A 23,904-nucleotide genomic window follows, 5' to 3' on the forward strand; every position below is an offset into this window, starting at 1 on the left:
CCTCGTCAGAAGCGGTGGCGCATGCCGACCGCGTACTGGGACTGATGCCACGACGGATCGTCCCAGGCGCCCCGCATATAGCCGTAGATGGCGTACACGTTGGTGCGCTTGGACAGGTCAAACACGTAGCCTGCCGAATAGACCTGCTGGGAATGCGTGGCGCCATCGCGCTCGAGCGCCCCACCGCCCGGCAGGCTGCCCTGCCAAGATGCCATCACGGTGCTCGCGCCCGTGCGCCAGGCGGCGCCCGCCATCACGCCGTGCACCGTGCTGCCCGGAAAGTACACCCGCTGCCCGGGTGACGGCACCGCCGGGATGGTCGAACCATTGCGCATCACCGACCAGCCGGCATAAAGCGTGAACGCGTCAACCGTCGCGCGGCCCGCCAGCGTGTACGCGTACGGCCGGCGGTCGGCCCCGGCGTTCACCATGGCGGCCGATTGCACCGTCCCGTCCGCCCAGCTCGCGCCTTCGTAGGTGGCGGCAATCGAATAGCCCGGCTGGTCGAACACAACGGCGGCGCTGTACAGCTTGTTGGTGGACGCGGTCTTGAATCCGCCGCCGCCGTCGTAATCCATGCTGGCATCCACACCCGCACGCAGGCCGCCCACGGATGGACTCCAATACGACACCGTGTTGTCGGCGCGATTGGCGTTGTACGGCAGCAGCGCGGTCTGCGCGCCGGTGATCAGGTACGACGCCAGGAACGCATCGTAGTCCGCCAGCGTGGCGGACGAGACCGAGGTCTGCCGCCCCAGCCGCAGATCGCCGAAACCGCCCGACACGCCCACCCACGCCGCGCGGCCGAACAGGCGTCTGCCTTGCGCCGAATTGCCGTTGTTGGCCAGGAAGCCGCTTTCCAGCTGGAAGTTCGCGCGCAGGCCGTTGCCCAGGTCTTCGCTGCCGCGCAGCCCCCAGCGCGAGCCGGACTGCACGCCCGACTGCATGTTGATGGCCGTGCCGCGCTCTTGCGTGGAAAACCCCGCGATGCTCAGGTCCACGACGCCATACAGCGTCACCGCATTCTGCTGCGCGTCGGCCGCCCATGGCGCCATCAATGCCGCGACGCCCACGGCAAACTTGCGTGCTGCCATCGCCTGCCTCACAGGTACTTGAGCCACGCGATATCGCGGCGCGCGGCCTTCAGGCGTCCGAACCAGCGCACGGGCCAGAACAGCGCCACGGCCAGCAGGATCGAAATCACCCACACCGACGCCATGCCATCAACGCCGAAGTATTTGCCCTGGTTCAGGCCCCAGATCGCTTCGCCGCCCAGGTACAGCGCCTTCAAGACGTACAGGTGCAGCAGATAGAAGAACATGGGCGCCGCGCCAAACACGCACAACGCGCGGACCCAGGCCGCCGATTGCGCGCGTTCAATCAGGACCAGCAAGCACAGTCCCAATCCCAGCGTCAGCAGCAGGAACATCAGCGACGGCGGGTATTTGGTGATGTTCACAAAGCTCATGACGGTATGGAGCGTGTCATCCTGTACCGCCCACTTCTGCGACTGCCCGTAGCCATTGATCGCACGCAGGACCACAAAGCCCGCCACCGCCGCCAGCCCGGCCGTCCACAAACGGCGCTGGCGCTCGGCAGCATCCGAACCCGGCTGGAACCACGGTCCGGCCGCATACCCCAGCGCAATCACGCCGATCCACGGCAGCAACGGGTACGACGTGCGCAAGCGCAACGTGTCGCTGACTTCGATCCAGCCGCGATCATGCAGCACCGCCCACGGCACGTGCATCGCGTGGCCCGCGGCAAAGTGCACGGCATCCAGCGCGTTATGGCCGGCGACCAGCACCACGCCCACGACAATGAGCGCCCAGCGCGGCAGCCACAGCAAGGCCGCCAGCGACAGCATGGACAGGCCGATCACCCAGATCACCTGCAGATACACGACGGACGGCGGAAACTGGAAGGTCCACGCGAAGTTCACGACGATGACTTCGAGCGCGATCAAGAATGCGCCCCGCTTTGCCAGAAACGCCGCCGTGGCGCTGCGGTCGCCGGCCTTCGCGCCATACAGCCAGGCCGACAGGCCCGTCAAAAACACGAATACCGGCGCGCACAGATGCGCCAGCAGGCGCGAGAAAAACAGGTCCGCCGGCGTGGCGGACACGTCCATCGGGTCGCCGACCTGGTGATGCAGGAAAAAGGTTTCGCGCACGTGGTCGAGCAGCATGATGACGATGACCAGGCCGCGCAGCGCGTCGACGGACCGCAGCCGGGTGGCGGCGGGAGGGGAAATGAGAGAAGCCATGGAGGAATGCTGGAGATGCTTGAAATGCTGGTGGCACGCCGGGCGGCGCGCCGCGCGAAAAAAGCCAGAATAGTAATGTAATAACATTACTATTCCAAGACAATAATGGTGCCTGACTGAATTGGGCCTGCGCTCGGCCGGGAGATCCGAAGCGTTCCAAATGCAAAGGGCCGTCGCAAAGAACGGCCCTCCTTGCTGCGGGTTGCAGGCTTGCCACCCGCCCTGCCCGCCGGATCCCGCTATTCCGCCTGAATCCCCGCCTGCCTGACCTTGTCGCCCCACACCTTTTCCTGCTGCACGACAAACGGTCCGAATGCCGACGCCTGCGCCGGTGTGGGCTCCGCGCCCATCTGTGTCAGCTTCTGCTTGAACTCCGGCGCGGACACGATCTTGTAGAGTTCGTCGCCCAGCCGCTGCGCGATGGGCGCCGGAAGTTTCGCGGGGCCAAAGATGCCCACCCACGCGGCCAGGTCGAAGCCCGGTTGTGCCAGCGCTTCGGACACGCTGGGCAGATTGGGCGCAAGCGCGCTGCGCTTCTCTGTAGACACCGCCAGGGCCTTGAGCGTGCCGGCCTGGATGTGCGCGGCCGCCGACGCCAGATCCACGAACATGAACGTGGCGCGCCCGCCGATGATGTCCGTCATTGCCTGCGGCGTGCTCTTGTAGGGCACGGCCGTCGCCCCCAGGCCGGTCAGCTTGTCGAACGACGCAGCCGAGATCTGGCCGGTGCTGTTGCCATAGGCGTAATTCAGGCTGCCCGGATTGGCCTTGCCGTAGCGCAGCAGGTCGTCGACGCTGCTGACCGGCAGCTTGGCGCTGACGGCCAGCACGAACGGAAAATTGCACACCTGCACCAGCGGCGTGAAGTCCTTGACGGGGTTGTAGCGCAGGCTCTTGTATAGATGCGGATTGGAGGAATGCGTGGTGTTGGTGGCCAGCATGATCGTGTAGCCGTCCGGCTGGGCGCGCGCGACCAGATCCGTGGCCACCTGGCCCGAAGCGCCGGGCCGGTTCTCGACGATCACGGGCTGTCCCAGCGCGGCCTGCAACCGCTCGGCGATCAGCCGCGCGACGATGTCGCTGGCGCTGCCCGCCCCGAATGCCGTGACCAGCTTCACCGGTTGATTCGGATAATCCGCCGCCTGCGCGGCAGGCCCCGTCAGGCCGCACGCAAGCAACGCCGCCGCGCACAGCGGCTTGAACACATCACGCAACATGTCAGTCTCCTTGGTGGCGCGCCGCGCCTGTGCCGGGCGGTCGCGATAAGTGGCTGCGGCGGAACCGCCGCGGATCCTGCGGTTTTTTGCGCTTGTCAGCCGCCTGCCGGCGCGCTGGCCAGGATGCGAAGGGCCTGCTTGAGATGCGGGCGATCCAGCATTTCGCCATCGAGCTGCAAGGTGCCCACCCCCGGCGCATCCTCGAAGGCCTGCACGATGCGCCGCGCCCGCGCCACGTCCGCCGGGTCGGGCGTGAACGCCTGGTTGATGGGCGCCACCTGATCGGGGTGAATGGCGATCTTGCCCGTGAAGCCCGCGCGCCGCGCCCGCGCCGCATCCCGTTGCAGCCCTTCCGCGTCGCGGAAGTTGCCCCAGATCGTGTCAATGGCGGGCACGCCGGCCGCCGTCGCGCCGAGCAGGCACAACGAGCGCGCCAGTTCATAGGTCAGGTCGTATTCGCCATCCTCGCGCCGGTTGCTGGCCGCGCCCAGAACGGCGGCCAGATCCTCCGCGCCCCACGTCAGGCCGCGCAGCCGCGGGCTGCATCCGGCATAGCCGCCCAGGTTGAACATCGCGCCGGCCGTCTCGGTGGCGACGGGCATGATGCCGATGCCGCCGGGCGGCAGGCCCTCGCGCACTTCCAGCGCCGACAGATAGTGGTCCAGCACAACGATGTCCGGCGCCCCCTGCCCTTTGGGCAGCAGGATTGCGTCCGGGCGGCCCCGGATTACTTCCGCCAGATCATCCAGCGCCAATCCCGAATCCAGCGGATTGATGCGCACCCAAAGCTCGGGACCGGATGTGGGCCCCGACGCCGGACGCGCCGCCAGGTACTCGCGCACCATGCCGCGCGCGACCGGCAGCCGCGCCGCGTCCACCGCGTCCTCCAGATCCAGGATCAGCGCGTCCGCGCCGCTGGCTGGGGCTTTGGCGAGCTTGCGCTCGCTGTCCCCGGGAACGAACAACAACGATCTCAACGCCATATCCTTGCTCCTCACCGTCCTTGAAATCGGGGCGCGCGCCGTTCGGCGAACGCCTGCCTGCCTTCCGTGACATCTTCCGAGTCCTGCAGCAGGCGCAAAAACAGCTGCTCCATCCGCAGGCCGGTGGCCAGGTCCGCGTCCCGGCTGCGCAACGCCAGTTCCTTGGCGGCCTGCACAGCCAACGGCGCATTGGCGGCCAGACGGCGCGCATAGGACATGGCTGCCGGCATCAGTTCATCGCGCGGCACCACCCGGTTCACCAGCCCCCACCGGTTCGCGGCATCGGCGTCGAACGCGTCGCCCAGCAGCAGCATTTCCATGGCGATGGCGTGCGGAAGCTGCTGCGCCACGCGCTGTGTGCCGCCGTTGGCCGGAAACACGCCGCGCTGCACTTCCGTCAAGCCGAACGTCGCCGTCGGCACGCACACGCGCAGGTCGGTGGCCAGCAGCAGCGTCATACCCCCGCCCAGGCAGTAGCCGTTGACGGCGGCCACCACGGGCTTCCAGACTTCCAGCCCGCGATTGAGCAGTTGGCCTTGTTGCGTGTTCATCAGCGCCCCCAGGCTGGGCGGCGCGCCGACAAAGGACTTCAGATCCGCCCCCGCGCAGAAGGATTTCTCGCCCGCGCCGGTGATCACCGCCACGCGGATCGCGTCCTCGTCACGTACCCGCTGCCAGGCCTGCGACAGCGCTTCGTAGTGCGCATGGTCGAGCGCATTGCTTTTCTCGGGCCGGTTGATGGTGATCAGCGCAATGCCGTCTTCCACATGAAAGTCGATCGACATGTCAGGCCGCCTCCCCAGCCGTGGGCGCCACCGCGTCCAGATGGCGCTGTATCGCCGCCTCGTCATAGCCGAGTTCCGTCAGGACCTGCCGCGTGTGCTGGCCGACCTTAGGCGGCGGCGATGTGGGCTTGGGCCGTTCGCCGTCAAACCGCAGCGGCTGCGACACCACGTTCAGTTCGCCGTGCGCCGAATCCGCAAAGCGGTAGATCATTTCGCTGGCGGCCATGTGTTCGTGCGCCAACACTTCGCCCACCGCCTGGATGGGCGCGCAGGGAATGCCGGCCTGCGCCAGCCGCTCGATCCATCCGTCCCGCGTGTCCTCGCGCATTATCTGCGCCACCAGTGCCAGCACCTCGGGCCGGTTGCGCACACGATCCGCGTTCGTGGCGTATCGCGGGTCCGTCGCCAGCTCAGGCTTGCCGACCTCGTCGCAGAAGGTGCGCCACAGGGAATCGTTCGCCACGCCCAGCAGCAAGGGACGGTCGCTGGCGTCGAAGACCTGATACGGACACAGCGATTCGTGCGCGGAGCCCCAACGACGGGGTTCAGTGCCGCGCTCCCAGTAGCTCTGCATGACGTAGCCCATGAAGCCCACGGACGTGTCGAACAGCGACGCCTCGACCTGGCAGCCCTTGCCTGTGCGCAGCCGCCGCACCACAGCGGCCAGAATGCCGGTGGCGGCGTGCATGCCCGTGGCCTGGTCGATGGGCGAGATGGGGCTGCGGATGGCGGGTCCGTCCTCCTCGCCGGTGATCGACATCATGCCGCAGAACGCCTGCAGGATGACGTCGTAGCCCTTGCCGCGGCGCAGCGGCCCCTTGCCGCCAAAGCCCGAGATGCTGCAATAGACCACGTCGGGCCGCAGCGCCGCCGCGCTGGCGTAGTCGATGCCCAGGCGGCCGGCGACGCCCGGCCCGAAACTCTCGACCACGATGTCGGCGGTGGCGATCAGTCTTTGCGCGGCCTCGCGTCCTTCCGGCGACTTCAGGTCCAGCGCGATGCTGCGTTTGTTGCGATTCACGCTCAGGAACACGGTGCCGTCAGCCTGCCGGAACGGCGGCCAGCGCCGCGTGTCGTCGCCCTTGAGCGGCTCGACCTTGATGACCTCGGCGCCCATGTCGCCCAGGTACTGCGTGCACAACGGCCCGGCCAGCACCTTGGAAAAGTCCACCACCCGTAAACCTTTCAACGCATCCATCGCGTCCGTCTCCCGTGTGTATGTGTTTGCCGCGCCTTGGTGCGCGGCACTGGCGCGGACCTCGGACGGGGTCCTGCCCGCGCGCTGTACGACGTTCAGTACGACTTCGGCAATCCCAGCACCTTCTCGGCGATGTAGCAAAGAATCAGCTGCGGCGACACGGGTGCGATGCGCGGCAGCATGGCTTCGCGGAAGTACCGTTCCACGTGGTATTCCTTCGCGTAGCCCATGCCGCCGTGCGTCAGCACCGCGGTCTCGCACGCCCGGAAGCCCGCCTCGGCGCAGAAGAACTTTGCCGCGTTGGCCTCGGCGCCGCACGGCAGGCCCTGGTCATACATCCACGCGGCGCGGCGGAACAGCAGCTCGGCCGCTTCCAGCTCCACCCAGCGCTCGGCCAGCGGATGCTGCACGCCCTGGTTCTGGCCGATGGGCCGGTCGAACACGACGCGCTCGCCCGCATAGGCCGCGGCCCGCCTCAAGCCCGCACGGCCCAGACCGGTGGCCTCGGCCGCCAGCAGCACCCGCTCAGGATTCAGGCCATGCAGGATGTACGAGAACCCCTTGCCCTCCTCGCCGATGCGGTCTTCGACCGGCACTTCCAGCCCATCGATGAAGAGCTCGTTGGAATCCACGGCCTTGCGCCCCAGCTTTTCGATCTCGCGCACGCTGATGCGGGTGCGGTCCAGATCGGTATAGAAGAGGCTCAGGCCCTGCGTCGGCTCCTTGACCTGATCCAGCGGCGTGGTGCGCGCCAGCAGCAGGATCTTGCTGGCCACCTGCGCCGTGGAAATCCAGATCTTCTGGCCGTTGACGACGTAACGGTCGCCCTGGCGCACGGCCAGCGTGCGCAGCTTGAGCGTGTTCAGTCCCGTATTGGGCTCGGTGACGCCAAAGCAGGCCTTCTGCTCGCCGCTGATGATGGGGGGCAACCAGCGAGCGCGCTGCGCGTCGCTGCCATGCACCACCACCGGGTGCAGGCCGAACACGTTCATGTGGATGGCCGACGCGCCGGACATGCCCGCGCCGGACGCCGCCACCGTCTCCATCATCAGCGCCGCTTCCAGGATGCCCAGGCCCGCGCCACCGTATTCGGTAGGCATCGCCACGCCCAGCCAGCCGGCGCCCGCCATGGCGGCATAGAAATCCTCGGGAAAGCCGCCCTCCTTGTCCTTGCGGGTCCAGTAATCGTCGTCAAACCCGGCGCACAGGTCCTGCACCGCATGGCGGATGGCCGCCTGATCGTCAGTCAGCGAAAAGTCCATGGGCTAACTCTCGGAAAAATGGAAGGGTCAAGCGGCGCGCGCGGCCGGCTGGCGCAGCATCAGGGCCACGCGCCGGCAGGTCGCCACCAGTTCGTTGCGCTGATTGAAGGCGCGATGACCGAAGACGACGATGCCGTTCTCCGGCCGTGACCGGCTCTCGCGCAGCTCCAGCACCTCGGATTCCACGCGCAAGGTGTCGCCGGCAAATACCGGCGACGGAAAGCGCACCTCATCCCAACCCAGGTTCCCGACCGTCGTGCCCAGCGTGGTGTCGCCAACCGAGATCCCGACCATCAACCCCAGCGTGAAGGCGCTGTTGACCAGCGGCCGGCCAAACTCAGTGGACTTCGCGTACTCCGCATCCAGGTGGATTGCTGCGGGGTTCAAGGTCATGGTGGTGAACAGCACGTTGTCGGTCTCGGTGACCGTGCGCCGCACATCGTGCGTGAAGTGCTGTCCGACGTGGAATTGCTCGAAATACAACCCGGCCATCGTTGTCTCCTTGCGCGCTCGCGGGATACTGTCCCGTCTTGGCATGGGGACCATGCCGGTTACGCTAAACTGAACGCTAACATACTGTATGTGTGCATACAATATTGGGAACAACCCGAGGAGACATCCCATGCCCGCCAGCCCCGCCATCAACCGCCAAGTCGTCCTGAAAGCCCGCCCGCTGGGCATTCCTCAGGCCGAACATTTCGAGATCCGCAGCGCGCCCCTGCCCGAACTCAAGGACGGCGAAGTGCTGGTGCGCAATCAGTTCCTGTCGGTGGACCCCGCGATGCGCGGGTGGGTGAACGCCGTGGCCAATTACTCGGAGCCGGTCGGCATCGGCGAAGTCATGCGCGCGTTTTCCGCGGGCCGGGTCGTGGCCTCGCGCAATCCGCGCTATCCGGAAGGCAGCCTGGTCATGGGCCTGCTCGGCTGGCAGGACTACGCCGTCACGGACGGCAAGGCGATTCGCCGCCAGGTCCGGGAAACCGACCTGCCGCTTTCGCTGTCGCTGGGCGTGCTGGGCCTGAATGGCATCACCGCCTATTTCGCGCTGAATGCCTGCGGTGAACCCAAGGCCGGCGAGACCGTCGTCGTGTCCACCGCAGCGGGTGCCGTGGGTTCTGTCGTCGGCCAACTGGCGCGACATCAGGGGTGCCGCGCCGTGGGCATCGCCGGCGGCGAAGACAAGGTGCGCCTGTGCGTGGAGGCCTTCGGGTACGACGCCGCGCTGGATTATCATGCGCCCGGCCTTGAACAAGCGTTGTCCGACGCCTGCCCCGGCGGCGTCGACGTGTACTTCGACAACACGGCCGGGCGCATCAGCGACGCGGTCCATCCGCTGATCAACCGGCACGCGCGCATCGTGATCTGCGGCACGGCGTCCGTCAGCAGTTGGGACCCCTGGCCCCAAGGCCCGCGCATCGAACGGCACCTGCTCAACAAGGCCGCGCGCATGCAGGGCTTCCTGGTGTGGGACTATGAGCACCGCTACGAGGAAGCCATCGCCGCGCTCGCCCCGATGGTGCGCGAGGGCAAGCTGCGGTATCGCGAGGAGATCCTGGACGGCATTGAAGCCGCGCCGGGATCGATCGCCGATCTGTACCAGGGCAAGAACATGGGTAAACGCCTGATCCGGCTGGAGGATGCCTGAATGGCCAAGAAGGTTGCAACACACGCGGAAAACTGGGACCAGCGCCTGGGTTTTCTGATGCACGACGTCTCGCGGCTGCGCCGCAAGGTATTCGACGAGGTCATGAAGCCCGAGGGCATCACGCGGTCGCAGTGGTGGGTCATGGCGCACCTGTCGCGCCATGACGGCATGTCCCAAAGCGATCTGGCCGACGTGCTGGATTTAGGACGCGCGGCGTTGGGCGGGCTGGTCGACCGGCTTGAGGCGCTTGGTTTCGTGCGGCGTGGCGCCGACGATCAGGACCGCCGCACGAAGCTCGTGCTGCTGACGCCCGAAGGCCGCGCCATGATCGAGCGCATGCGGGTCAAGAGCGACGTCATGAGCGAAGCGATCCTGCAGGGGCTCAATGCCGAACAGCGTCACCAGCTTGCCGACATGCTGGGCATCGTCAAACGCAATCTGCTCGCCTTCGATACATCGCGCATGTGAGCGACGCGCATATTCCGTGCGGTTGGCGCAGCGCGCCGCCGCCCTTCACGCTTGCGCCTCTTCGCCGCCGCTTGCCACGATTGCAATTGCAGGATCGTCTTATCAGCGCCGTCTTAACAGGATCTTGAGACACGCCTCCCTAGAATCCGGAACGATTCTCATTGAGGCACTCAAGATCGCCATGGCGCAACAACAAAAAACACACACCCAGGGCGCGTTCGCCCTGAAAACCTTGGGCATGGCGCTGGGCGCCGCCGCCTCCACGCAGGTCCACGGCCAGACGCCCCCGGCGGACAACGCCGTACTGCTGGCGCCAGTCACCGTGCAGGCCGATGCCCCGCCCTTCAAGGCGGATCGCGTGCAGTCCGGCAAGTTCACCGAGCCGCTGCTCGACACCCCGCAAAGCATCACCGTCGTGCCGCGCGCGGTGCTCGAAGAGCAGCAGGCCAAGAGCCTGCAGGACGTGCTGCGCAACGTGCCGGGCATCACGTTCAGTTCGGGCGAAGGCAATCTCGGCTGGGGCGACATGTTCACGATCCGCGGGTTTTCCGCGGAGCAAAGCATTACCGTGGACGGCATCCGCGACGCGGGCCTGTCCAGCCGCACTGACATCTTCAACCTCGAACAGGCCGAGGTCTTCAAGGGCACGGGCTCCATCGAATCCGGCATCTCGGCCGTCGGCGGGAGCGTCAACCTGGCCAGCAAGGAAGCGCGACTGGGCTCGTTCTACAAGCTGTCCGGCGGACTGGGCACGGATCATTACCGGCGCATCACCGCGGACCTGAACCAGGAGCTGTCCGACAGCGCCGCCCTGCGCGTCAACCTCATGCGCCATCACAACGGCGTGGCCGAGCGCGACGTGACGGAGTTTGACCGATCTGGCGTCGCGGCCTCGCTGGCAATGGGCCTGGGTTCGCCCACCCGTGTCACCGTGAACTACCTGCATCAGGAAGACGACAACATTCCCGACGGCGGCGTGCCGATCCAGCGCGGCACGGGCGGCAAGCGGATGCCCAACGTAGCGCGCAATGCCTGGTACGGCGACCCCGGCCTGTACACGGAGCAGACGCGCACCGATCAGGCAACGATGAAGGTCGAGCATGACTTCACCCGTGCGGCGCGCGTGACCAACATCAGCCGCTGGCAGCAGACCGACCGCATCGGCGTGCTGGCCCCCGCGCGCTTCAATTCCACGTCGCGCACTTCATACGGCTATGTGGGCGCCGGCCCGTTGGTGCAGAGCGCAGACGGCATTGCCTCGTACAGCGGTTTCACGCCGCTGCGCGATCCCTCGCCCTATGCCCAATTGCGCGGCAACGACTTCGGCACGTCCAAGCGCTACACCATCCTGGCCAACCAGACCAACCTGAACCTCGACTTCCATACCGGCGGCATCAAGCATGCCGTGGTGACGGGCGTGGAGTTCTACAAGGAAACCTACGGCGACCATGCGCGTACGATCCGCGCCCCGTCCGTGAATCCCGTGCTCGACCTGCGCAACACCGGCGGCGTGGACATGGGCGGCGTGGATACGCTGAAGGGCGATTCGGGAAACAAGGCCGAAGTCTTCAATGCCGGCCTGTACGCCGCGGACACCGTGACCTTCAACCCGCAATGGATGCTGCAAGGCGCCTTGCGTTACGACCGCTACCGCGTCACGCAAACGGCGGGCGCCGCCACGCAACGTGTCACCGACGGCGCCTTCAGCGGCCGCGTCGGCCTGACGTACAAGCCCGTGGAGAACGGCAGCGTCTACGTGTCATACAGCCAGGCCGCGCAACCGTCGGCGATGGGCGCATCCACCAACAACAACATCTACGGCGCCACCGGTTCCGACACCTACAAGCCGGCCGTCGCCCGCACGTGGGAACTGGGCACGAAGTGGGACGTGGCGGGCGGTGACCTGTCGTTGACGGGCGCCATCTTCCGCACAGAACTGACGGACTCATGGGAATACGGCGACGACGCCACGGACGTCGTGCGCGCCCTGCCCGCCAAGCGCGTGGACGGGATCGAGCTGGGCCTGTCGGGCAACATCACGCCGCGCTGGTCCGCCTTTGCCGGCGTCAGCGCCATGAAGAGCCGCATCACCAAGGGCGCGAACCAGGGCGAAGAAGCCAAGAACGTGCCGGACCTGACGTTCAACCTGTGGGCCACCTACGCGGCCACGGAAGACCTGTCGCTGAGCTATGGTGCGCAGTACGTGGGCAAGCGGCGCTACACGGACAACAAGTACGTCGGCGGCAAGAACAACAACAGTTCCACCGTATCCGGTCCGTACGGCACGCATCCGGTCTGGGTCCGCGACAACGAGAAGGCGCCCTCTTATTGGCTGCATTCTGTGGCGGCGCGCTACCGGCTGAACAAGAACGTGACGCTGGGGGTGAACGTGGACAACCTGTTCAACAAGTTCTATTACAGCCGCATCGGGGCCTCGCTGGATGGCTTCCAGCTGTACGGGGTGCCGGGCGCGGGACGCACGGCATTGTTCACGGCCGACGTCGCGTTCTAACCCGCAGGGGCCGGCGCGGGGCCGGCCAGGTCCACCCGGAACTGGCTCCCCTGCCCGGGGCGCGACTGAAGCGACACGCGCCAGCCCTGGTGCTCGCAGATGCGCTGCACCAACGACAAGCCCAGCCCCAGATTGCCGTCGTCCGGCTGATCGCCACGTACGAAGGGGTTGAAGATGGAAGCCTGCCGTTCCACCGGAATGCCGGGACCGTTGTCGTTCACCTGAACGTAATCGGGCCCTGCCGTGACGACGATGTTGGCCTGCGGGCCAGCGTACTGAAGCGAATTGCGAATCAGGTTGGACAGCACCGCGCGCAGCAGCGGCGCGGGAAACAGCAAGGCCGCTTCCGGCGCACCCGATGCGTTCAGCGTCAACTGCATGCCGCGCCGCTGCGCCACCGGCGACCAGGCGGCCAACTGACCGCGCGCGATGTCCGCGGCGCTTTCGCGCGGAAACAGGCCGGCCGCGTCGCCGCCGCGCGCCAGCATCAGGTAGGTGTCCAGCCGCTCGCCCATGTCGGCCGCCGCCGCCTCGATGCGGACAAGGCGCGCCTGTCCCGCCTCGTCCAGCGTCTGCTCCTCGCGCAGAAGTTCGCAGGAACTGGAGATCACCATCAGCGGCGTACGCAACTCGTGCCCCACGTCGGCCGTGAAGAGCTGCTCGCGCCTGAGCGCCTGTTCGAGCTGGTTGTAGGTCGAGTCGAAGGCCGCCGCAAGCTGGCCGATCTCGTCCGGCGGATAGTCTTCGGCCAGCCGGGTCTGCGGCGGCTGCGCGCCGCGCGTATTGACCTGGGCAGCCAGCCGCGCAAGCGGACGCAGCAGACGCCGCGTGGCCAGGATGCCCAGGACGAACGCCAGCGCCAGGCTGGCCGCCAGTCCCGTCACTGCGGTCCAGTGCGACGCCGACTGGTTCTGCTCGTACTCGGTGTAGTCGCGCAGCAGCATGTAGCGCTGGCCCTCGAAGTCGTCGACCATCACATGCCACACACGATCGTTGCGCTCGATCTTGTGAAAGCCCGGTTTCAGCGGCCGCAGCCAATCGGGAAACGCCCTGCTTCCCGGATCGCCATGAAAGAAGCGGTTGGGCCGCCCGGGGTCGATGCCCGCCAGGAAATCGCCCCGCACCCGCTCCACCGCCATGCCCATGTCGATGCGCTGAAGATGCGCCTCCAGCTTGCCGACGCTCCACACCGACAACCAGGTCAGCAGGCCCGCCACCAGCAGCGCCAGCGCGACATAGGTCAACACAAGATGGCGCGCCAGCCCGCGCCGCGCCGCGCGTTGGCCCCGGTTAACCATCGTTCGCGGCCCGCAGCTGGTAGCCGATGCCATGCACCGTGTGCAGCAGCGGCGTGTCGTAGGGCTTGTCGACCACGTGGCGGATCTGGTGGATGTGGGTGCGCAGGCTATCGCTGTCAGGCGGCGAGTCGCGCCACAACGCCTCTTCCAGCCGGGCGCGATGCACCACCGACGGACTGGCGCGCATCAGCAGGGTCAGCAGTTGCAGCGGAGACGGCGGCAGGCGCAGCGGCTGGCCCGCGCGCGCCAGCGCCAAGGTGCCGGTGTCCAGCGTCAGGTCGCCCACGCGCAGCACGCGGGCCGCGCCCGCCCCGCTGGCGCGATGCAGCAGCGCCTTGACCCGCGCGGCCAGCTCGGCCAACGCAAAGGGCTTGACCAGGTAATCGTCAGCGCCCGCGTCAAAGCCGGTCAGCCGGTTGTCCAGCGTATCGCGGGCCGTGACCATGATGACGGGGGTGTTGCACGCGGCCTCGGTGCGCAGCCGACGGCACAACTCGTAGCCGTCCAGCCGCGGCAGCATCAGGTCCAGCACGATCAGGTCGAACTCGCCGGACGCCGCCATCGCATAGCCGCGCTGGCCGTCTTCGGCGCAATCGACGATGTAACCGCGTCGCGTCAGGTGATGGGTGATGTTGGCAAGAATGTCGGGGTCGTCTTCGATGACGAGAACGCGCATGGCGGGACCGCTCGGCGAATAACAATCAATCTCACATTGTAGGGGCGCGGGCAAGAGCGCGGCGGCGTTGCGGCGCCATTGCCACAGCCGCTGCGCGTCTTAACGAATTCTTGAGGAGGGTTGGCGGACACTGCCCGGCGATAAGAATGGTTCGCGTTACCTGCACCCCGCGGCTGACGCCCCTGAAGGATTCGCCATGCGTTCGATTGCCCTTTTCCGTGCGGCCGTGACCGCCGCCGCCCTGTTCTGCGCCCTGCCCGCCGCCCATGCCCGCGAGGTCACCGACCTGGCTGGCCGCGTCGTGACGGTGCCCGACCACCCGAAACGCATTCTGCTGGGCGAAGGCCGCTTCGCCTTTGCGATGGCGCTGCTGGACCGGCACGATCCCGTGGCGCGTGTAGTCGGCTGGCAGGGAGAGCTGAAGCAACAGGATCCCTACTCCTGGAACCAGCTCGTCAAACGCTTCCCCAAGGCGGCCGACGTACCCCTAATCGGCAAGACGTCGGAAGCCAGCGTCAGCCCCGAAAAGATCGTCTCGCTGCGGCCCGACGTGGCGATTTTCAGCGTCAGCGGCCACGGCCCGGGGCGCAACAATCCGATGATCCCGGCTTTGCAGGAAGCCGGCATCCCGATCGTCTTCATCGACTTCCGCCAGCACCCCGTGCGCAACACGGTGCCCAGCATGCGCATCCTGGGCCAGGCCCTCGATCGCGAAGCCGAGGCGGAAAGCTACATCGCCTTCTATGAAGACCACCTGGCCCGCGTGCGCAAGGTCGTGGAACCGGTGCCACCCGCGCAGCGGCCGCGCGTCTTCGTTGAGATGCTGGCGGGCGTGTGGCCGGCCTGCTGCCATACCACGGGCAACGGCAGCTTCGGAGACCTGCTGGAAGCCGCGGGCGGCGTGAACGTCGCGGCGCCCGTGCTGCCCGGCGCGATCGGCGACGTGAGCCTGGAGTTCGTCATTGACGCCAAGCCGGATGTCTACATCGCCACCGGCAGCCGTTCCGAACCCGGCCGTCCAGGCCTCTTAGCCGGTCCCGGCGCCGATCCGAAGGTATCCGCCGACAGCCTGACCACGCTGCTGGGCCGCGACGGCATCCACGATCTGGACGCCGTCAAGCAGCATCGCGCCTACGGCATCTGGCACGCTTTCTACAACTCGCCCTATAACGTTGCCGCCATCGAGGCGATGGCGAAATGGCTGTATCCCGAACGCGCCGCCGCGCTGGATCCGCAAGGCACGCTGGACGCGCTGTACGGCCAGTTCCTGGATCTGGACAACGCGGGCGCCTTCTGGACGTCTCCGGCCGCACCTGCAAAGTAGTCCGCCATGACCGGATTCGCCCCCGCCGCCGCATCGCCCGCGGCGTCAGTGCCTGACGATCCCATCGCCGCGTACCGGCGCGCGGTGCGCAAGCGCCTGCTGCTGACCGTTGTACTGGTGCTGGCCATCGTGGCCAGCCTGCTGGCCGACATCGCCAGCGGACCGGCTTCGCTGTCCCTGCCCGACCTGCTGCACACGCTGCTGCACCCCGAGGTGTCAGACACCGGTACGCGCGTCATCGTCTGGCAGTTCCGCTTGCCCTATGCGCTGATGGCGTTGCTGGTCGGCGTGGCGCTGGGTCTGGGCGGCGCCGAGATGCAGACCATGCTGGACAACCCGCTCGCCAGCCCCTACACCCTGGGCGTCTCGGCCGCCGCGGCGTTCGGCGCGTCGCTTGCCATTACGCTGGACTGGCATCTGCCCGCGCTGCCGGCCGGCATGACGGTTTCCGTATCGGCCTTCGCCTGCACCCTGCTGTCCGTGCTGGTGCTGGAACGCGTGGCGCGCTGGCGTGGCGGCTCGACGCTGGGCGTGGTGCTCTTTGGCATCGCGCTGGTGTATTCGTTCCAGGCGCTGGTGATGCTGCTGCAATTCGTCGCCAGTGAGGAAGCCCTGCAAGGCATCGTCTTCTGGACGATGGGCAGTCTGGCGCGCGCCAACTGGACCACCGTCGGCGTCATGGCCGCGGCGCTGGTCCTGGCCATTCCGTTTTCGATGCGCGACGCGTGGAAGCTCACCGCCGTGCGGCTGGGCGAGGAACGCGCGGCCAGCTTCGGCATTGACGTCAAGCGGCTGCGGCTTGTCAGCCTGCTGCGCGTGAGCGCGCTGGCCGCGCTTGCCGTGTCGTTCGTCGGCACGATCGGCTTCGTCGGCCTGGTCGCGCCGCACATCGCCCGGCTGCTCTTGGGCGAAGACCACCGCTACTACCTGCCGGGCAGCGCGCTGGCCGGCGCGCTGATCCTGTCGCTGGCGTCCGTGGCGTCCAAGACCGTGCTGCCCGGCGCGCTCATCCCGGTCGGCATCGTGACCTCTCTGGTCGGCATTCCCTTCTTTCTCACCATCGTCGTGCGCGCCCTCAAGCGCGCCTGACGGCATCAACCGCAACAAGGAGACACCCCGATGAAATTCCGCCTGACGCTGACGCTCGCGGCCCTGACGATCGCCGGCACCGCCCATGCCGCGCCCGCTTGCTCCATCGACGTCGAAGGCCGTCCCGGCAAGCAATTCGGCCCCGACCACATCGTCGTGCCCGCGACCTGCCAGGACTTCACCGTGCGCCTGATCCACACGGGCAAGAACAGCAAGGAAAAGGCGGGCCACAACTGGGTGCTGACCAAGACGGAAGACATCGATGCGGTGATGGTCGACGGCATCAAGGCCGGCGCCAGCAGCGACTTCCTGGCGCCGGGCGACGCCCGCATCCTTGCCAAGACGCCCATGCTGGGCGGCGGCGAAACGGCCACCGTCACCTTCCCCGTCAGCCGCCTGCGCGCGGGCCAGTCGTACACCTACTACTGCTCGTTCCCCGCGCACGCGCAGCACATGCGCGGCACGCTGGTGCTGCAACCCTGACGATGACGCAGCTACGCATCCAGGCCCTGTCCGCCGGCTATGGCGGGCGGCCGGTGCTGCGCAACGCCAGTGCCGGTCCCATGGCCGAAGGCGCCGTCACCGCGCTGCTGGGGCCGAACGGCAGCGGGAAATCGACGCTGCTCAAGACGCTGGCCGGTTTGCACCCGGTAATGCAAGGCGCGATCTGGCTGGACGGCGAGGACCTCGCCAACGCCACCCCGTCCCGCCGCGCCGAATGCGCGATGTACATGCCACAGGCCCTGCCGAAGGGCGTGCACATGACCGTCTTCGAATCCGTGCTCGTGGCGGCGCGATCCGGCCGTCACGGACAGCCTGGCCATGCGCTGATGGAAGACGCCATGGCGGTCATCACCGAACTGGGCATCGCGCCGCTGGCCAGCCGCCATCTGGACGAACTGTCCGGCGGACAGAAGCAGCTGGCGTCGCTGGCGCAGGCGCTGGTGCGGCGTCCGCGCCTGCTGCTGCTTGATGAGCCCTTGTCGGCGTTGGATCTGAACTATCAATTCCACGTCATGGACGTGCTGCGCCGCCAGACGCGACAGCATTGCCTGATCACGTTGGTGGTGCTGCACGACTTGAACATCGCGCTGCGTCACGCTGACCACGCGCTGCTGCTGCACGCTGGCGCGATCGAAGCCGAGGGGCTGCCGGGCGATGTGGTGACGCCCGATACGCTGCGCCGCGTATACCGCGTGCGGGCGCGCGTCGAGCATTGCCCGCAGGGCCAGGCGCAGATCCACGTGGATGGGCTGGCTGATCGCCCATCAGCGTAGGTTTATGACAGCTGTATCCGCATCGTAGGTGTCTGACACCTTTGCCTTAGCTCTGCAGGGTGAAGACCCTCTCACACGGGTGTCCAGACACCGGGCGAACGCGCGTCTGCCTTCATCATCGGTGCCAGACACCCAGCGCAGGCGCACCGGTATATAGTCATCCCTTGTGCCATTCAGGGAGTTCGCCGTGAGGAGCCGCCGCGCCTTTGCATTTCTGCTCAGCCTGTTTGCCGCGCCCTCCGGCGCCGCCATCGTCTACGACAATCACGGCCTGGTCGTCGACGTGAAAACCGGCAGCCGCAGCGACTGGAACACCGGTCAGCGCCAGACCACGCGCGCCACCACCATCACCTTCCAAGGCAAGCCCTTGTGCGGCACCGACGTCGGCGCGCTGCTCTATCCTGGCAGCAATGCGCGGCAGGCTCGCGCGTTCTTCTGCCCCGGTCCGGTCGCTATGCTGGAAACCGATGCGGTGCTGGCGTTCTTTACCAGTTCCAGCGCCAGCACCGTGCTCGCGCATCTGCAGGTCGTCAACGGCTCCCTACGTGTGCAGCGCCTGCCGCTTTCCGACAAGCCGGACCGCGACAGCATCCACGGCACGCGGTTCGAGGACGCCCGCCTGCCCGGCTGGACGCGCGTGGACTCGGCCTGGAACGAAACCGTGGTGATCCGCCATGCGCCGCTGAAGGCGCAAAACCTTGGCCCAGGAAAACTGCTGGATATCGCCGGCGACGTGGCCTATCTGGTTATCCCGCCGGGCAGAAAGGTCGTCGTGCTGCAGCCGGCCGCCCGCGTAAAAGACGCGCACGGCGACCTGCAATACGTGCCCGAAGTCACCAAGTTCGTGGACACGCCGCTGGCGTTTCGGGCCGTGCGCCTGAGCGATGGGCGCGAGCTGGCGCGGCTGGATTTCGACGACACGTGCGTGGGCCTGCCGGCCCTGCAATTCGAACGGTCCGACGCAAAGACCGCTTCCAGCGCGTCGCCGGCCGTCGCGTTCGACGACGTGCCGGCGTGGCGCGCAAGCGCACTGGAACTGACCCAAACGCAGGGCCGCGCGACGCTGCGCTTGAAGCCGGGTGTGGAATTGCCGCGCAAGCCGGGCTGCAAAGGTGGCGGGACATCCAGTTAACGCCCAGATAACGCCAAAGTAGCGCCCGACTACACAGCAGGTTGGACGCCCGCTTGGAAGACCGGTTGATCATCCGGCAGCACGCCCAGCCGAACATTCAAATCAGGAACTGGCGATACGCCTCGTTATCCGTTTCCTCGGCGTGCGCATAACCGAGCTGCCGCAAGAACCCATCCAGCGCCGCATCATCGGCCACCGGCGCCTGAATGCCCACCAGCGCCGAACTGAAGTCAGTGCCTTGATTGCGGTAATGGAACAGGCTGATGTTCCAGTTGGGCGCCATCGCCGACAGGAACTTCATCAGCGCGCCCGGCCGCTCCGGAAACTCAAAGCGGAAAAGGCGCTCGCCACCAGCCAGCGGCGAACGTCCTCCCACCATGTAGCGGATGTGCTGCTTCGAGACTTCATTGTTCGTCAGGTCGGAGGCCGAGAATCCTTCTGCCTGCAGCGCGGCCAGGATTTCCGCGGACTCACCGCGGCGCGCGATCTGCACGCTGACAAAGATGCGGGCGGTACGCGCGTCCGCGATCCGGTAATTGAACTCCGTCACGCTGCGCTGCCCGATCACCCGGCAGAACCGGCGGAAGCTGCCGCGCTCTTCGGGGATGGTGACCGCGAACACCGCCTCGCGCGCCTCGCCCACTTCGGCGCGGTCCGCCACAAAGCGCATGCGGTCAAAATTCATGTTCGCGCCCGACGTGATCGCCACCAGCGACTGCCCGCGCGCGCCTTCGCGCTCCACGTACTTCTTCAACCCCGCCACCGCCAACGCACCCGCGGGTTCCAGCACGCTGCGCGTATCCAGAAACACATCCTTGATCGCCGCGCAGACCGCATCCGTGTCCACCAGGATCACTTCGTCCAAATATTCGCGGCACAGACGGAAGGTTTCCTCGCCCACCAGCTTGACGGCCGTCCCGTCCGAAAACAGGCCGACATCGGCCAGGATGACCCGCTCGCCCACGCGCAGCGATTGCGCCATCGCGCAGGAATCCTCGGTCTGCACACCGATGACCTTCACGCCGGGATGCACCGCCTTCACATAGGTCGACACGCCCGCCGCCAGACTGCCGCCGCCGATCGGCACGAAAATCGCGTGCAGCGGCTCGGGATGCTGGCGCAGGATCTCCATGCCCACCGTGCCCTGCCCCGCGATGACATAGGGATCGTCGAACGCGGGCACGAACGTCAGGCCCTGCTCCTGCGCCAGCGTCTGCGCATGCGCATAAGCGTCGTTGTACGAATCGCCGGCCTGCACCACCGTCACGGTCGGTCCGCCGTGGGCGCGCACCGCGTCCACTTTCACCTGCGGCGCCGTCTGCGGCACGACGATGATGGCCCGCACGCCCAGCTTGGCCGCCGAAATCGCAACGCCCTGCGCATGGTTGCCTGCCGACGCCGTGATGACCCCGCGCTCCAGCGCGGCGCGCGGCGTGCTGCGCATCTTGTTATAGGCGCCGCGCACCTTGAACGAGAACACCGGCTGGTTGTCTTCGCGCTTGAAATGAACGGTGTTGCCCAGCCGGGCGGACAGCCCACGCGCCAGATCCAGCTCGGTTTCACGGGCAATGTCGTATACCCGGGCGGTCAGGATCTGCCGCAGGTACTCCATCGGCGTGGCGGAGCCAGCCTGGAATGCCGAGGGTGCGTGGGAGGATGAATCGGACATGGTTTCTCTGCTTTGGGTTGCTTGCCCGGCAGAGGCGGCCACAAAAAACCCGCCTCGTGGGGCGGGTGGCTTGTGACTGTTGCGGTCGCGCGCTAACCCACCATTCCAGGAATGATGGTAATAATCAGCGAAATGCGGACGGCGCGGAAATTCATGGGGCGTACTTTCCTCCTATCGCCCGCCTTTGTCAAACGGCGATTGCAGACGCTTTGATGCCAAACTCCGTCCGCCCCGCCCGATGCGTCCCCCAAAAACTGTCATAAGCATATTGCGTCGCCATCAAGAAACAGAACCATTTCCCGGCGCAATGCGTAGCACGGTATTACAATGGAAGGTTCGTGGCGGTCGCACCTTCCAAGGCGGACCCGGATACGGCCCATTTATCGGCCGGCCGGTCCAGCCAAACAATAGGACGGGCGGCAGTCATGTTGGTGGGACGGCTTGCCTGCGCGTCCCGCCATACGAACCCACTCTCGACAACATCTACCGGCGTACGCCGCATAGCATGTTCGGGTTTGCGCGTTAATCGCCTGAGCCGAACAGATTCAAGGATCATGTCTCTTACTCCGAAGATTATCTATACCCTCACCGACGAAGCTCCGGCACTGGCAACCCGTTCGCTGCTGCCCATCGTCCAGGCATTCGCCAAACCCGCAGGCATCACGGTCGAGACCCGCGACATTTCGCTGGCAGGCCGCATCATCGCCCTGTTCCCGGATTACCTCGACGACAGCCAGAAGCTGTCCGACGCCCTGGCTGAGCTGGGCGCCCTCGCGGTCAAGCCCGAAGCCAACATCATCAAGCTGCCCAACATCAGCGCCTCGATGCCCCAACTGAAGGCGGCCATCAAGGAACTGCAAGACCAGGGCTACAAGCTGCCGGACTACCCGGACGCCCCCGCCAACGACACCGAGCGCGACGTCAAGGCCCGCTACGACAAGGTCAAGGGCAGCGCCGTCAACCCGGTCCTGCGCGAAGGCAACTCCGACCGCCGCGCCCCGCTGTCGGTCAAGAACTACGCCCGCAAGCACCCGCACAAGATGGGCGCCTGGACGTCCGACTCCAAGTCGCACGTCGCCCACATGAGCGAAGGCGACTTCTACGGCACCGAAAAGTCGGCTCTCATCGCCGATGCCGGCGACGTCAAGATCGAACTGACCGCCGCTGACGGCACCAAGACCGTCCTGAAGGAAAAGACCCCGGTCAAGGCCGGCGAGATCATCGACGCCGCCGTGCTGTCGACCGCCAAGCTCAAGTCCTTCCTGCAGGCCCAGATCGACGACGCGCGCGCCAACGGCGTGCTGTTCTCGGTCCACCTGAAGGCCACCATGATGAAGGTCTCCGACCCCGTCATCTTCGGCCACGTGGTCTCCGTGTTCTACAAGGACGTCCTGGCCAAGCACGCCGATGCCCTCAAGCAGGCCGGTTTCGACCCCAACAACGGCATTGGCGACCTGTACGCCAAGATCCAGTCGCTGCCCGCTGACCAGCAGGCCGCGATCACCGCCGACATCGACGCCGCCTACAAGACGCTGCCGCAACTGGCCATGGTGAATTCCGACAAGGGCATCACCAACCTGCACGTGCCCAGCGACGTCATCGTCGACGCATCCATGCCCGCCATGATCCGCGACTCCGGCAAGATGTGGAACGCCGAAGGCAAGCTGCAGGACACCAAGGCCGTCATCCCCGACCGCAGCTACGCCGGCGTCTACCAGGCCGTCATCGACGACTGCAAGCGCAACGGCGCCTTCAATCCGGTCACGATGGGCAGCGTGCCCAACGTCGGCCTGATGGCCCAGGCTGCTGAAGAATACGGTTCGCACAACAAGACCTTCGTCATCCCGGCTGCCGGCACCGTGCGTGTCACCGACGCCGCTGGCGCCGTGCTGCTGGAACAGGCCGTCGAAGCCGGCGACCTCTGGCGCATGTGCCAGACCAAGGACGCCGCGATCCAGGACTGGGTCAAGCTGGCCGTCACCCGCGCCCGCGCCACCAAGACGCCCGCCGTCTTCTGGCTGGACGAAAAGCGCGCCCACGACGCCCAGGTCATCGCCAAGGTCAAGCAGTACCTCAAGGACCACGACACCAGCGGCCTGGACCTGCGCATCCTCGACCCCGTCGAAGCGACCAAGTTCTCGGTCAAGCGCATCCGCGAAGGCCTGGACACCATCTCGGTCACCGGCAACGTGCTGCGCGACTACCTGACCGACCTGTTCCCCATCATGGAACTGGGCACCAGCGCCAAGATGCTGTCGATCGTGCCGCTGGTCGCCGGCGGCGGCCTGTTTGAAACGGGCGCGGGCGGTTCGGCCCCCAAGCACGTGCAACAGTTCCTGGAAGAAGGCTTCCTGCGCTGGGATTCGCTGGGCGAATTCATGGCGCTGGCCGAGTCCCTCGACCACCTGGGCCGTACGTACAAGAACCCGACCGCCCAGATCCTGGCCAAGACGCTGGATCAGGCCACGGCCAAGTTCCTGGACGAAAACAAGTCGCCAGAGCGCAAGGTCGGCGGCCTGGACAACCGCGGCAGCCACTTCTACCTGGCGATGTACTGGGCCCAAGCCCTGGCCGCCCAGACCGAAGACCGCGCCCTGGCCGCCCAGTTCGCCCCCGCCGCGATTGCGTTCTCCGAAGGCGAGAATAAGATCCTGGACGAACTCAAGGCAGCCCAAGGCAAGCCCGTGGACATCGGCGGCTACTACCAGCCGAACGAAGCCAAGGCCAGCCAGGCCATGCGCCCGAGCGCCACGCTGAACAAGGTGCTGGCCTCGATCGGCTAAGCCCCCTGCCCTTGCTGGCCAGTGTTTGCTGGCTGGCGGGCATGTGAAAAACCGGCAGTCCCGTTGGGGCTGCCGGTTTTTTTATGGGGCGCTCTCTGGATGCCTGCGTCCTCGGATGGGTGTCTGACACCTAGCACCACCATTCTGCCGTTATCCAAAATCCGACTGACTTACGGCCCACTGGACAGCCTCTTTCGCCTCTTCCAAACGTATGTTTTAGCGAATGCCCGCGTAAAAAATACACGGCATAAACATGCCCGTTACGGGTACAAGGCCCTGCAATTCGCCGGCAAGGTCTTTCTTGGCTTGACGGAATCCGC

At 66.5% G+C, this 23,904-nt stretch carries 20 protein-coding genes; 9 read left to right on the top strand and 11 right to left on the bottom strand.

Annotated elements, in window-relative coordinates:
* Window positions 1–5: 5 nt before the first annotated feature.
* The 8 genes from MHZ91_RS11890 to MHZ91_RS11925 all read right to left on the bottom strand — a co-directional run bounded on the left by MHZ91_RS11890 (window position 6) and on the right by MHZ91_RS11925 (window position 8,248).
* A complete protein-coding gene (locus MHZ91_RS11890; protein WP_239213722.1) occupies window positions 6–1,094 on the bottom strand; it encodes a porin in 1,089 nt (362 codons plus the stop codon).
* Between the two features lie 8 nt (window positions 1,095–1,102).
* Entirely contained in the window at window positions 1,103–2,266 is a 1,164-nt protein-coding gene (locus MHZ91_RS11895) for a DUF1624 domain-containing protein (protein ID WP_239213724.1), read from the bottom strand.
* 239 nt (window positions 2,267–2,505) lie between these two features.
* The gene (locus MHZ91_RS11900) at window positions 2,506–3,483 is read right to left on the bottom strand and encodes a tripartite tricarboxylate transporter substrate binding protein (protein ID WP_239213726.1); all 978 of its coding nucleotides are present in this window, start codon (window positions 3,481–3,483) and stop codon (window positions 2,506–2,508) included.
* Between the two features lie 95 nt (window positions 3,484–3,578).
* Window positions 3,579–4,466 (bottom strand): CoA ester lyase, encoded by an 888-nt coding sequence (locus MHZ91_RS11905; RefSeq protein WP_239213727.1) that lies wholly within the window; start codon window positions 4,464–4,466, stop codon window positions 3,579–3,581.
* An 11-nt stretch (window positions 4,467–4,477) separates the two neighbouring features.
* Window positions 4,478–5,251, bottom strand: a complete 774-nt coding sequence (locus tag MHZ91_RS11910; RefSeq protein ID WP_239213728.1) for an enoyl-CoA hydratase/isomerase family protein — start codon at window positions 5,249–5,251, stop codon at window positions 4,478–4,480.
* Window position 5,252: 1 nt separating this feature from the next.
* On the bottom strand, window positions 5,253–6,449 hold the full coding sequence (locus tag MHZ91_RS11915) for a CaiB/BaiF CoA-transferase family protein (RefSeq protein WP_239213729.1): 1,197 nt from the start codon (window positions 6,447–6,449) through the stop codon (window positions 5,253–5,255).
* A 95-nt stretch (window positions 6,450–6,544) separates the two neighbouring features.
* Window positions 6,545–7,711: an acyl-CoA dehydrogenase family protein gene (locus tag MHZ91_RS11920; protein ID WP_239213730.1), complete on the bottom strand. Its 1,167-nt coding sequence runs from the start codon at window positions 7,709–7,711 to the stop codon at window positions 6,545–6,547.
* Between the two features lie 27 nt (window positions 7,712–7,738).
* A complete protein-coding gene (locus MHZ91_RS11925; protein ID WP_370647802.1) occupies window positions 7,739–8,248 on the bottom strand; it encodes a MaoC family dehydratase in 510 nt (169 codons plus the stop codon).
* Window positions 8,249–8,333: 85 nt separating this feature from the next.
* On the opposite strand from MHZ91_RS11925, the gene MHZ91_RS11930 reads away from it, so the two are divergent.
* The 3 genes from MHZ91_RS11930 to MHZ91_RS11940 all read left to right on the top strand — a co-directional run bounded on the left by MHZ91_RS11930 (window position 8,334) and on the right by MHZ91_RS11940 (window position 12,336).
* On the top strand, window positions 8,334–9,356 hold the full coding sequence (locus tag MHZ91_RS11930; RefSeq protein ID WP_239213732.1) for an NADP-dependent oxidoreductase: 1,023 nt from the start codon (window positions 8,334–8,336) through the stop codon (window positions 9,354–9,356).
* A complete protein-coding gene (locus MHZ91_RS11935; RefSeq protein ID WP_239213733.1) occupies window positions 9,357–9,824 on the top strand; it encodes a MarR family winged helix-turn-helix transcriptional regulator in 468 nt (155 codons plus the stop codon). It begins immediately after the preceding gene.
* A gap of 181 nt (window positions 9,825–10,005) precedes the next feature.
* Window positions 10,006–12,336: a TonB-dependent siderophore receptor gene (locus tag MHZ91_RS11940; RefSeq protein WP_239213734.1), complete on the top strand. Its 2,331-nt coding sequence runs from the start codon at window positions 10,006–10,008 to the stop codon at window positions 12,334–12,336.
* On the opposite strand, the gene MHZ91_RS11945 is transcribed toward MHZ91_RS11940, so the two are convergent.
* Together MHZ91_RS11945 and MHZ91_RS11950 are read right to left on the bottom strand one after the other, a co-directional pair.
* Window positions 12,333–13,583, bottom strand: a complete 1,251-nt coding sequence (locus MHZ91_RS11945; RefSeq protein ID WP_239213736.1) for a HAMP domain-containing sensor histidine kinase — start codon at window positions 13,581–13,583, stop codon at window positions 12,333–12,335. The two genes, MHZ91_RS11940 and MHZ91_RS11945, sit on opposite strands and share 4 nt — an antisense overlap.
* A gap of 43 nt (window positions 13,584–13,626) precedes the next feature.
* Window positions 13,627–14,310, bottom strand: coding sequence for a response regulator transcription factor (locus MHZ91_RS11950; protein WP_175136440.1), 684 nt, complete (start codon window positions 14,308–14,310; stop codon window positions 13,627–13,629).
* Window positions 14,311–14,506: 196 nt separating this feature from the next.
* On the opposite strand from MHZ91_RS11950, the gene MHZ91_RS11955 reads away from it, so the two are divergent.
* From MHZ91_RS11955 to MHZ91_RS11975, 5 genes are all read left to right on the top strand, one after another.
* The gene (locus MHZ91_RS11955; protein WP_239213738.1) at window positions 14,507–15,634 is read left to right on the top strand and encodes an ABC transporter substrate-binding protein; all 1,128 of its coding nucleotides are present in this window, start codon (window positions 14,507–14,509) and stop codon (window positions 15,632–15,634) included.
* A gap of 6 nt (window positions 15,635–15,640) precedes the next feature.
* Window positions 15,641–16,723 carry an iron ABC transporter permease gene (locus MHZ91_RS11960; protein ID WP_239213739.1) on the top strand — a complete coding sequence of 361 codons (1,083 nt, stop codon included), beginning with the start codon at window positions 15,641–15,643 and terminating at the stop codon, window positions 16,721–16,723.
* A gap of 30 nt (window positions 16,724–16,753) precedes the next feature.
* Window positions 16,754–17,206 (top strand): azurin, encoded by a 453-nt coding sequence (gene azu, locus MHZ91_RS11965; RefSeq protein ID WP_239213740.1) that lies wholly within the window; start codon window positions 16,754–16,756, stop codon window positions 17,204–17,206.
* A 2-nt stretch (window positions 17,207–17,208) separates the two neighbouring features.
* The gene (locus tag MHZ91_RS11970; RefSeq protein ID WP_239213741.1) at window positions 17,209–18,000 is read left to right on the top strand and encodes an ABC transporter ATP-binding protein; all 792 of its coding nucleotides are present in this window, start codon (window positions 17,209–17,211) and stop codon (window positions 17,998–18,000) included.
* Window positions 18,001–18,187: 187 nt separating this feature from the next.
* Entirely contained in the window at window positions 18,188–19,132 is a 945-nt protein-coding gene (locus MHZ91_RS11975) for a hypothetical protein (protein ID WP_239213742.1), read from the top strand.
* Window positions 19,133–19,229: 97 nt separating this feature from the next.
* Here MHZ91_RS11975 and ilvA read toward each other — a convergent pair whose 3' ends face one another.
* On the bottom strand, window positions 19,230–20,801 hold the full coding sequence (gene ilvA / locus MHZ91_RS11980; RefSeq protein ID WP_239213743.1) for a threonine ammonia-lyase, biosynthetic: 1,572 nt from the start codon (window positions 20,799–20,801) through the stop codon (window positions 19,230–19,232).
* 554 nt (window positions 20,802–21,355) lie between these two features.
* On the opposite strand from ilvA, the gene MHZ91_RS11985 reads away from it, so the two are divergent.
* Window positions 21,356–23,584, top strand: a complete 2,229-nt coding sequence (locus tag MHZ91_RS11985) for an NADP-dependent isocitrate dehydrogenase (RefSeq protein WP_175136433.1) — start codon at window positions 21,356–21,358, stop codon at window positions 23,582–23,584.
* Window positions 23,585–23,904 lie beyond the last annotated feature (320 nt).

This window comes from Achromobacter sp. ACRQX (genome assembly GCF_022346505.1).
Taxonomy (GTDB): Bacteria; Pseudomonadota; Gammaproteobacteria; order Burkholderiales; family Burkholderiaceae_B; genus Achromobacter; species Achromobacter animicus.

What these genes read in the sequence shown, in the direction of transcription:
- MHZ91_RS11920 (WP_239213730.1), bottom strand. Translation starts at nt 7,711, where the DNA reads ATGGACTTTTCGCTGACTGACGATCAGGCGGCCATCCGCCATGCGGTG.
- MHZ91_RS11960 (WP_239213739.1), top strand. Translation starts at nt 15,641, where the DNA reads ATGACCGGATTCGCCCCCGCCGCCGCATCGCCCGCGGCGTCAGTGCCT.
- MHZ91_RS11930 (WP_239213732.1), top strand. Translation starts at nt 8,334, where the DNA reads ATGCCCGCCAGCCCCGCCATCAACCGCCAAGTCGTCCTGAAAGCCCGC.
- MHZ91_RS11895 (WP_239213724.1), bottom strand. Translation starts at nt 2,266, where the DNA reads ATGGCTTCTCTCATTTCCCCTCCCGCCGCCACCCGGCTGCGGTCCGTC.
- MHZ91_RS11955 (WP_239213738.1), top strand. Translation starts at nt 14,507, where the DNA reads ATGCGTTCGATTGCCCTTTTCCGTGCGGCCGTGACCGCCGCCGCCCTG.
- MHZ91_RS11985 (WP_175136433.1), top strand. Translation starts at nt 21,356, where the DNA reads ATGTCTCTTACTCCGAAGATTATCTATACCCTCACCGACGAAGCTCCG.
- MHZ91_RS11925 (WP_370647802.1), bottom strand. Translation starts at nt 8,248, where the DNA reads ATGCCAAGACGGGACAGTATCCCGCGAGCGCGCAAGGAGACAACGATG.
- MHZ91_RS11910 (WP_239213728.1), bottom strand. Translation starts at nt 5,251, where the DNA reads ATGTCGATCGACTTTCATGTGGAAGACGGCATTGCGCTGATCACCATC.
- ilvA (WP_239213743.1), bottom strand. Translation starts at nt 20,801, where the DNA reads ATGTCCGATTCATCCTCCCACGCACCCTCGGCATTCCAGGCTGGCTCC.
- MHZ91_RS11905 (WP_239213727.1), bottom strand. Translation starts at nt 4,466, where the DNA reads ATGGCGTTGAGATCGTTGTTGTTCGTTCCCGGGGACAGCGAGCGCAAG.
- MHZ91_RS11970 (WP_239213741.1), top strand. Translation starts at nt 17,209, where the DNA reads ATGACGCAGCTACGCATCCAGGCCCTGTCCGCCGGCTATGGCGGGCGG.
- MHZ91_RS11890 (WP_239213722.1), bottom strand. Translation starts at nt 1,094, where the DNA reads ATGGCAGCACGCAAGTTTGCCGTGGGCGTCGCGGCATTGATGGCGCCA.
- azu (WP_239213740.1), top strand. Translation starts at nt 16,754, where the DNA reads ATGAAATTCCGCCTGACGCTGACGCTCGCGGCCCTGACGATCGCCGGC.
- MHZ91_RS11950 (WP_175136440.1), bottom strand. Translation starts at nt 14,310, where the DNA reads ATGCGCGTTCTCGTCATCGAAGACGACCCCGACATTCTTGCCAACATC.
- MHZ91_RS11900 (WP_239213726.1), bottom strand. Translation starts at nt 3,483, where the DNA reads ATGTTGCGTGATGTGTTCAAGCCGCTGTGCGCGGCGGCGTTGCTTGCG.
- MHZ91_RS11915 (WP_239213729.1), bottom strand. Translation starts at nt 6,449, where the DNA reads ATGGATGCGTTGAAAGGTTTACGGGTGGTGGACTTTTCCAAGGTGCTG.
- MHZ91_RS11940 (WP_239213734.1), top strand. Translation starts at nt 10,006, where the DNA reads ATGGCGCAACAACAAAAAACACACACCCAGGGCGCGTTCGCCCTGAAA.
- MHZ91_RS11935 (WP_239213733.1), top strand. Translation starts at nt 9,357, where the DNA reads ATGGCCAAGAAGGTTGCAACACACGCGGAAAACTGGGACCAGCGCCTG.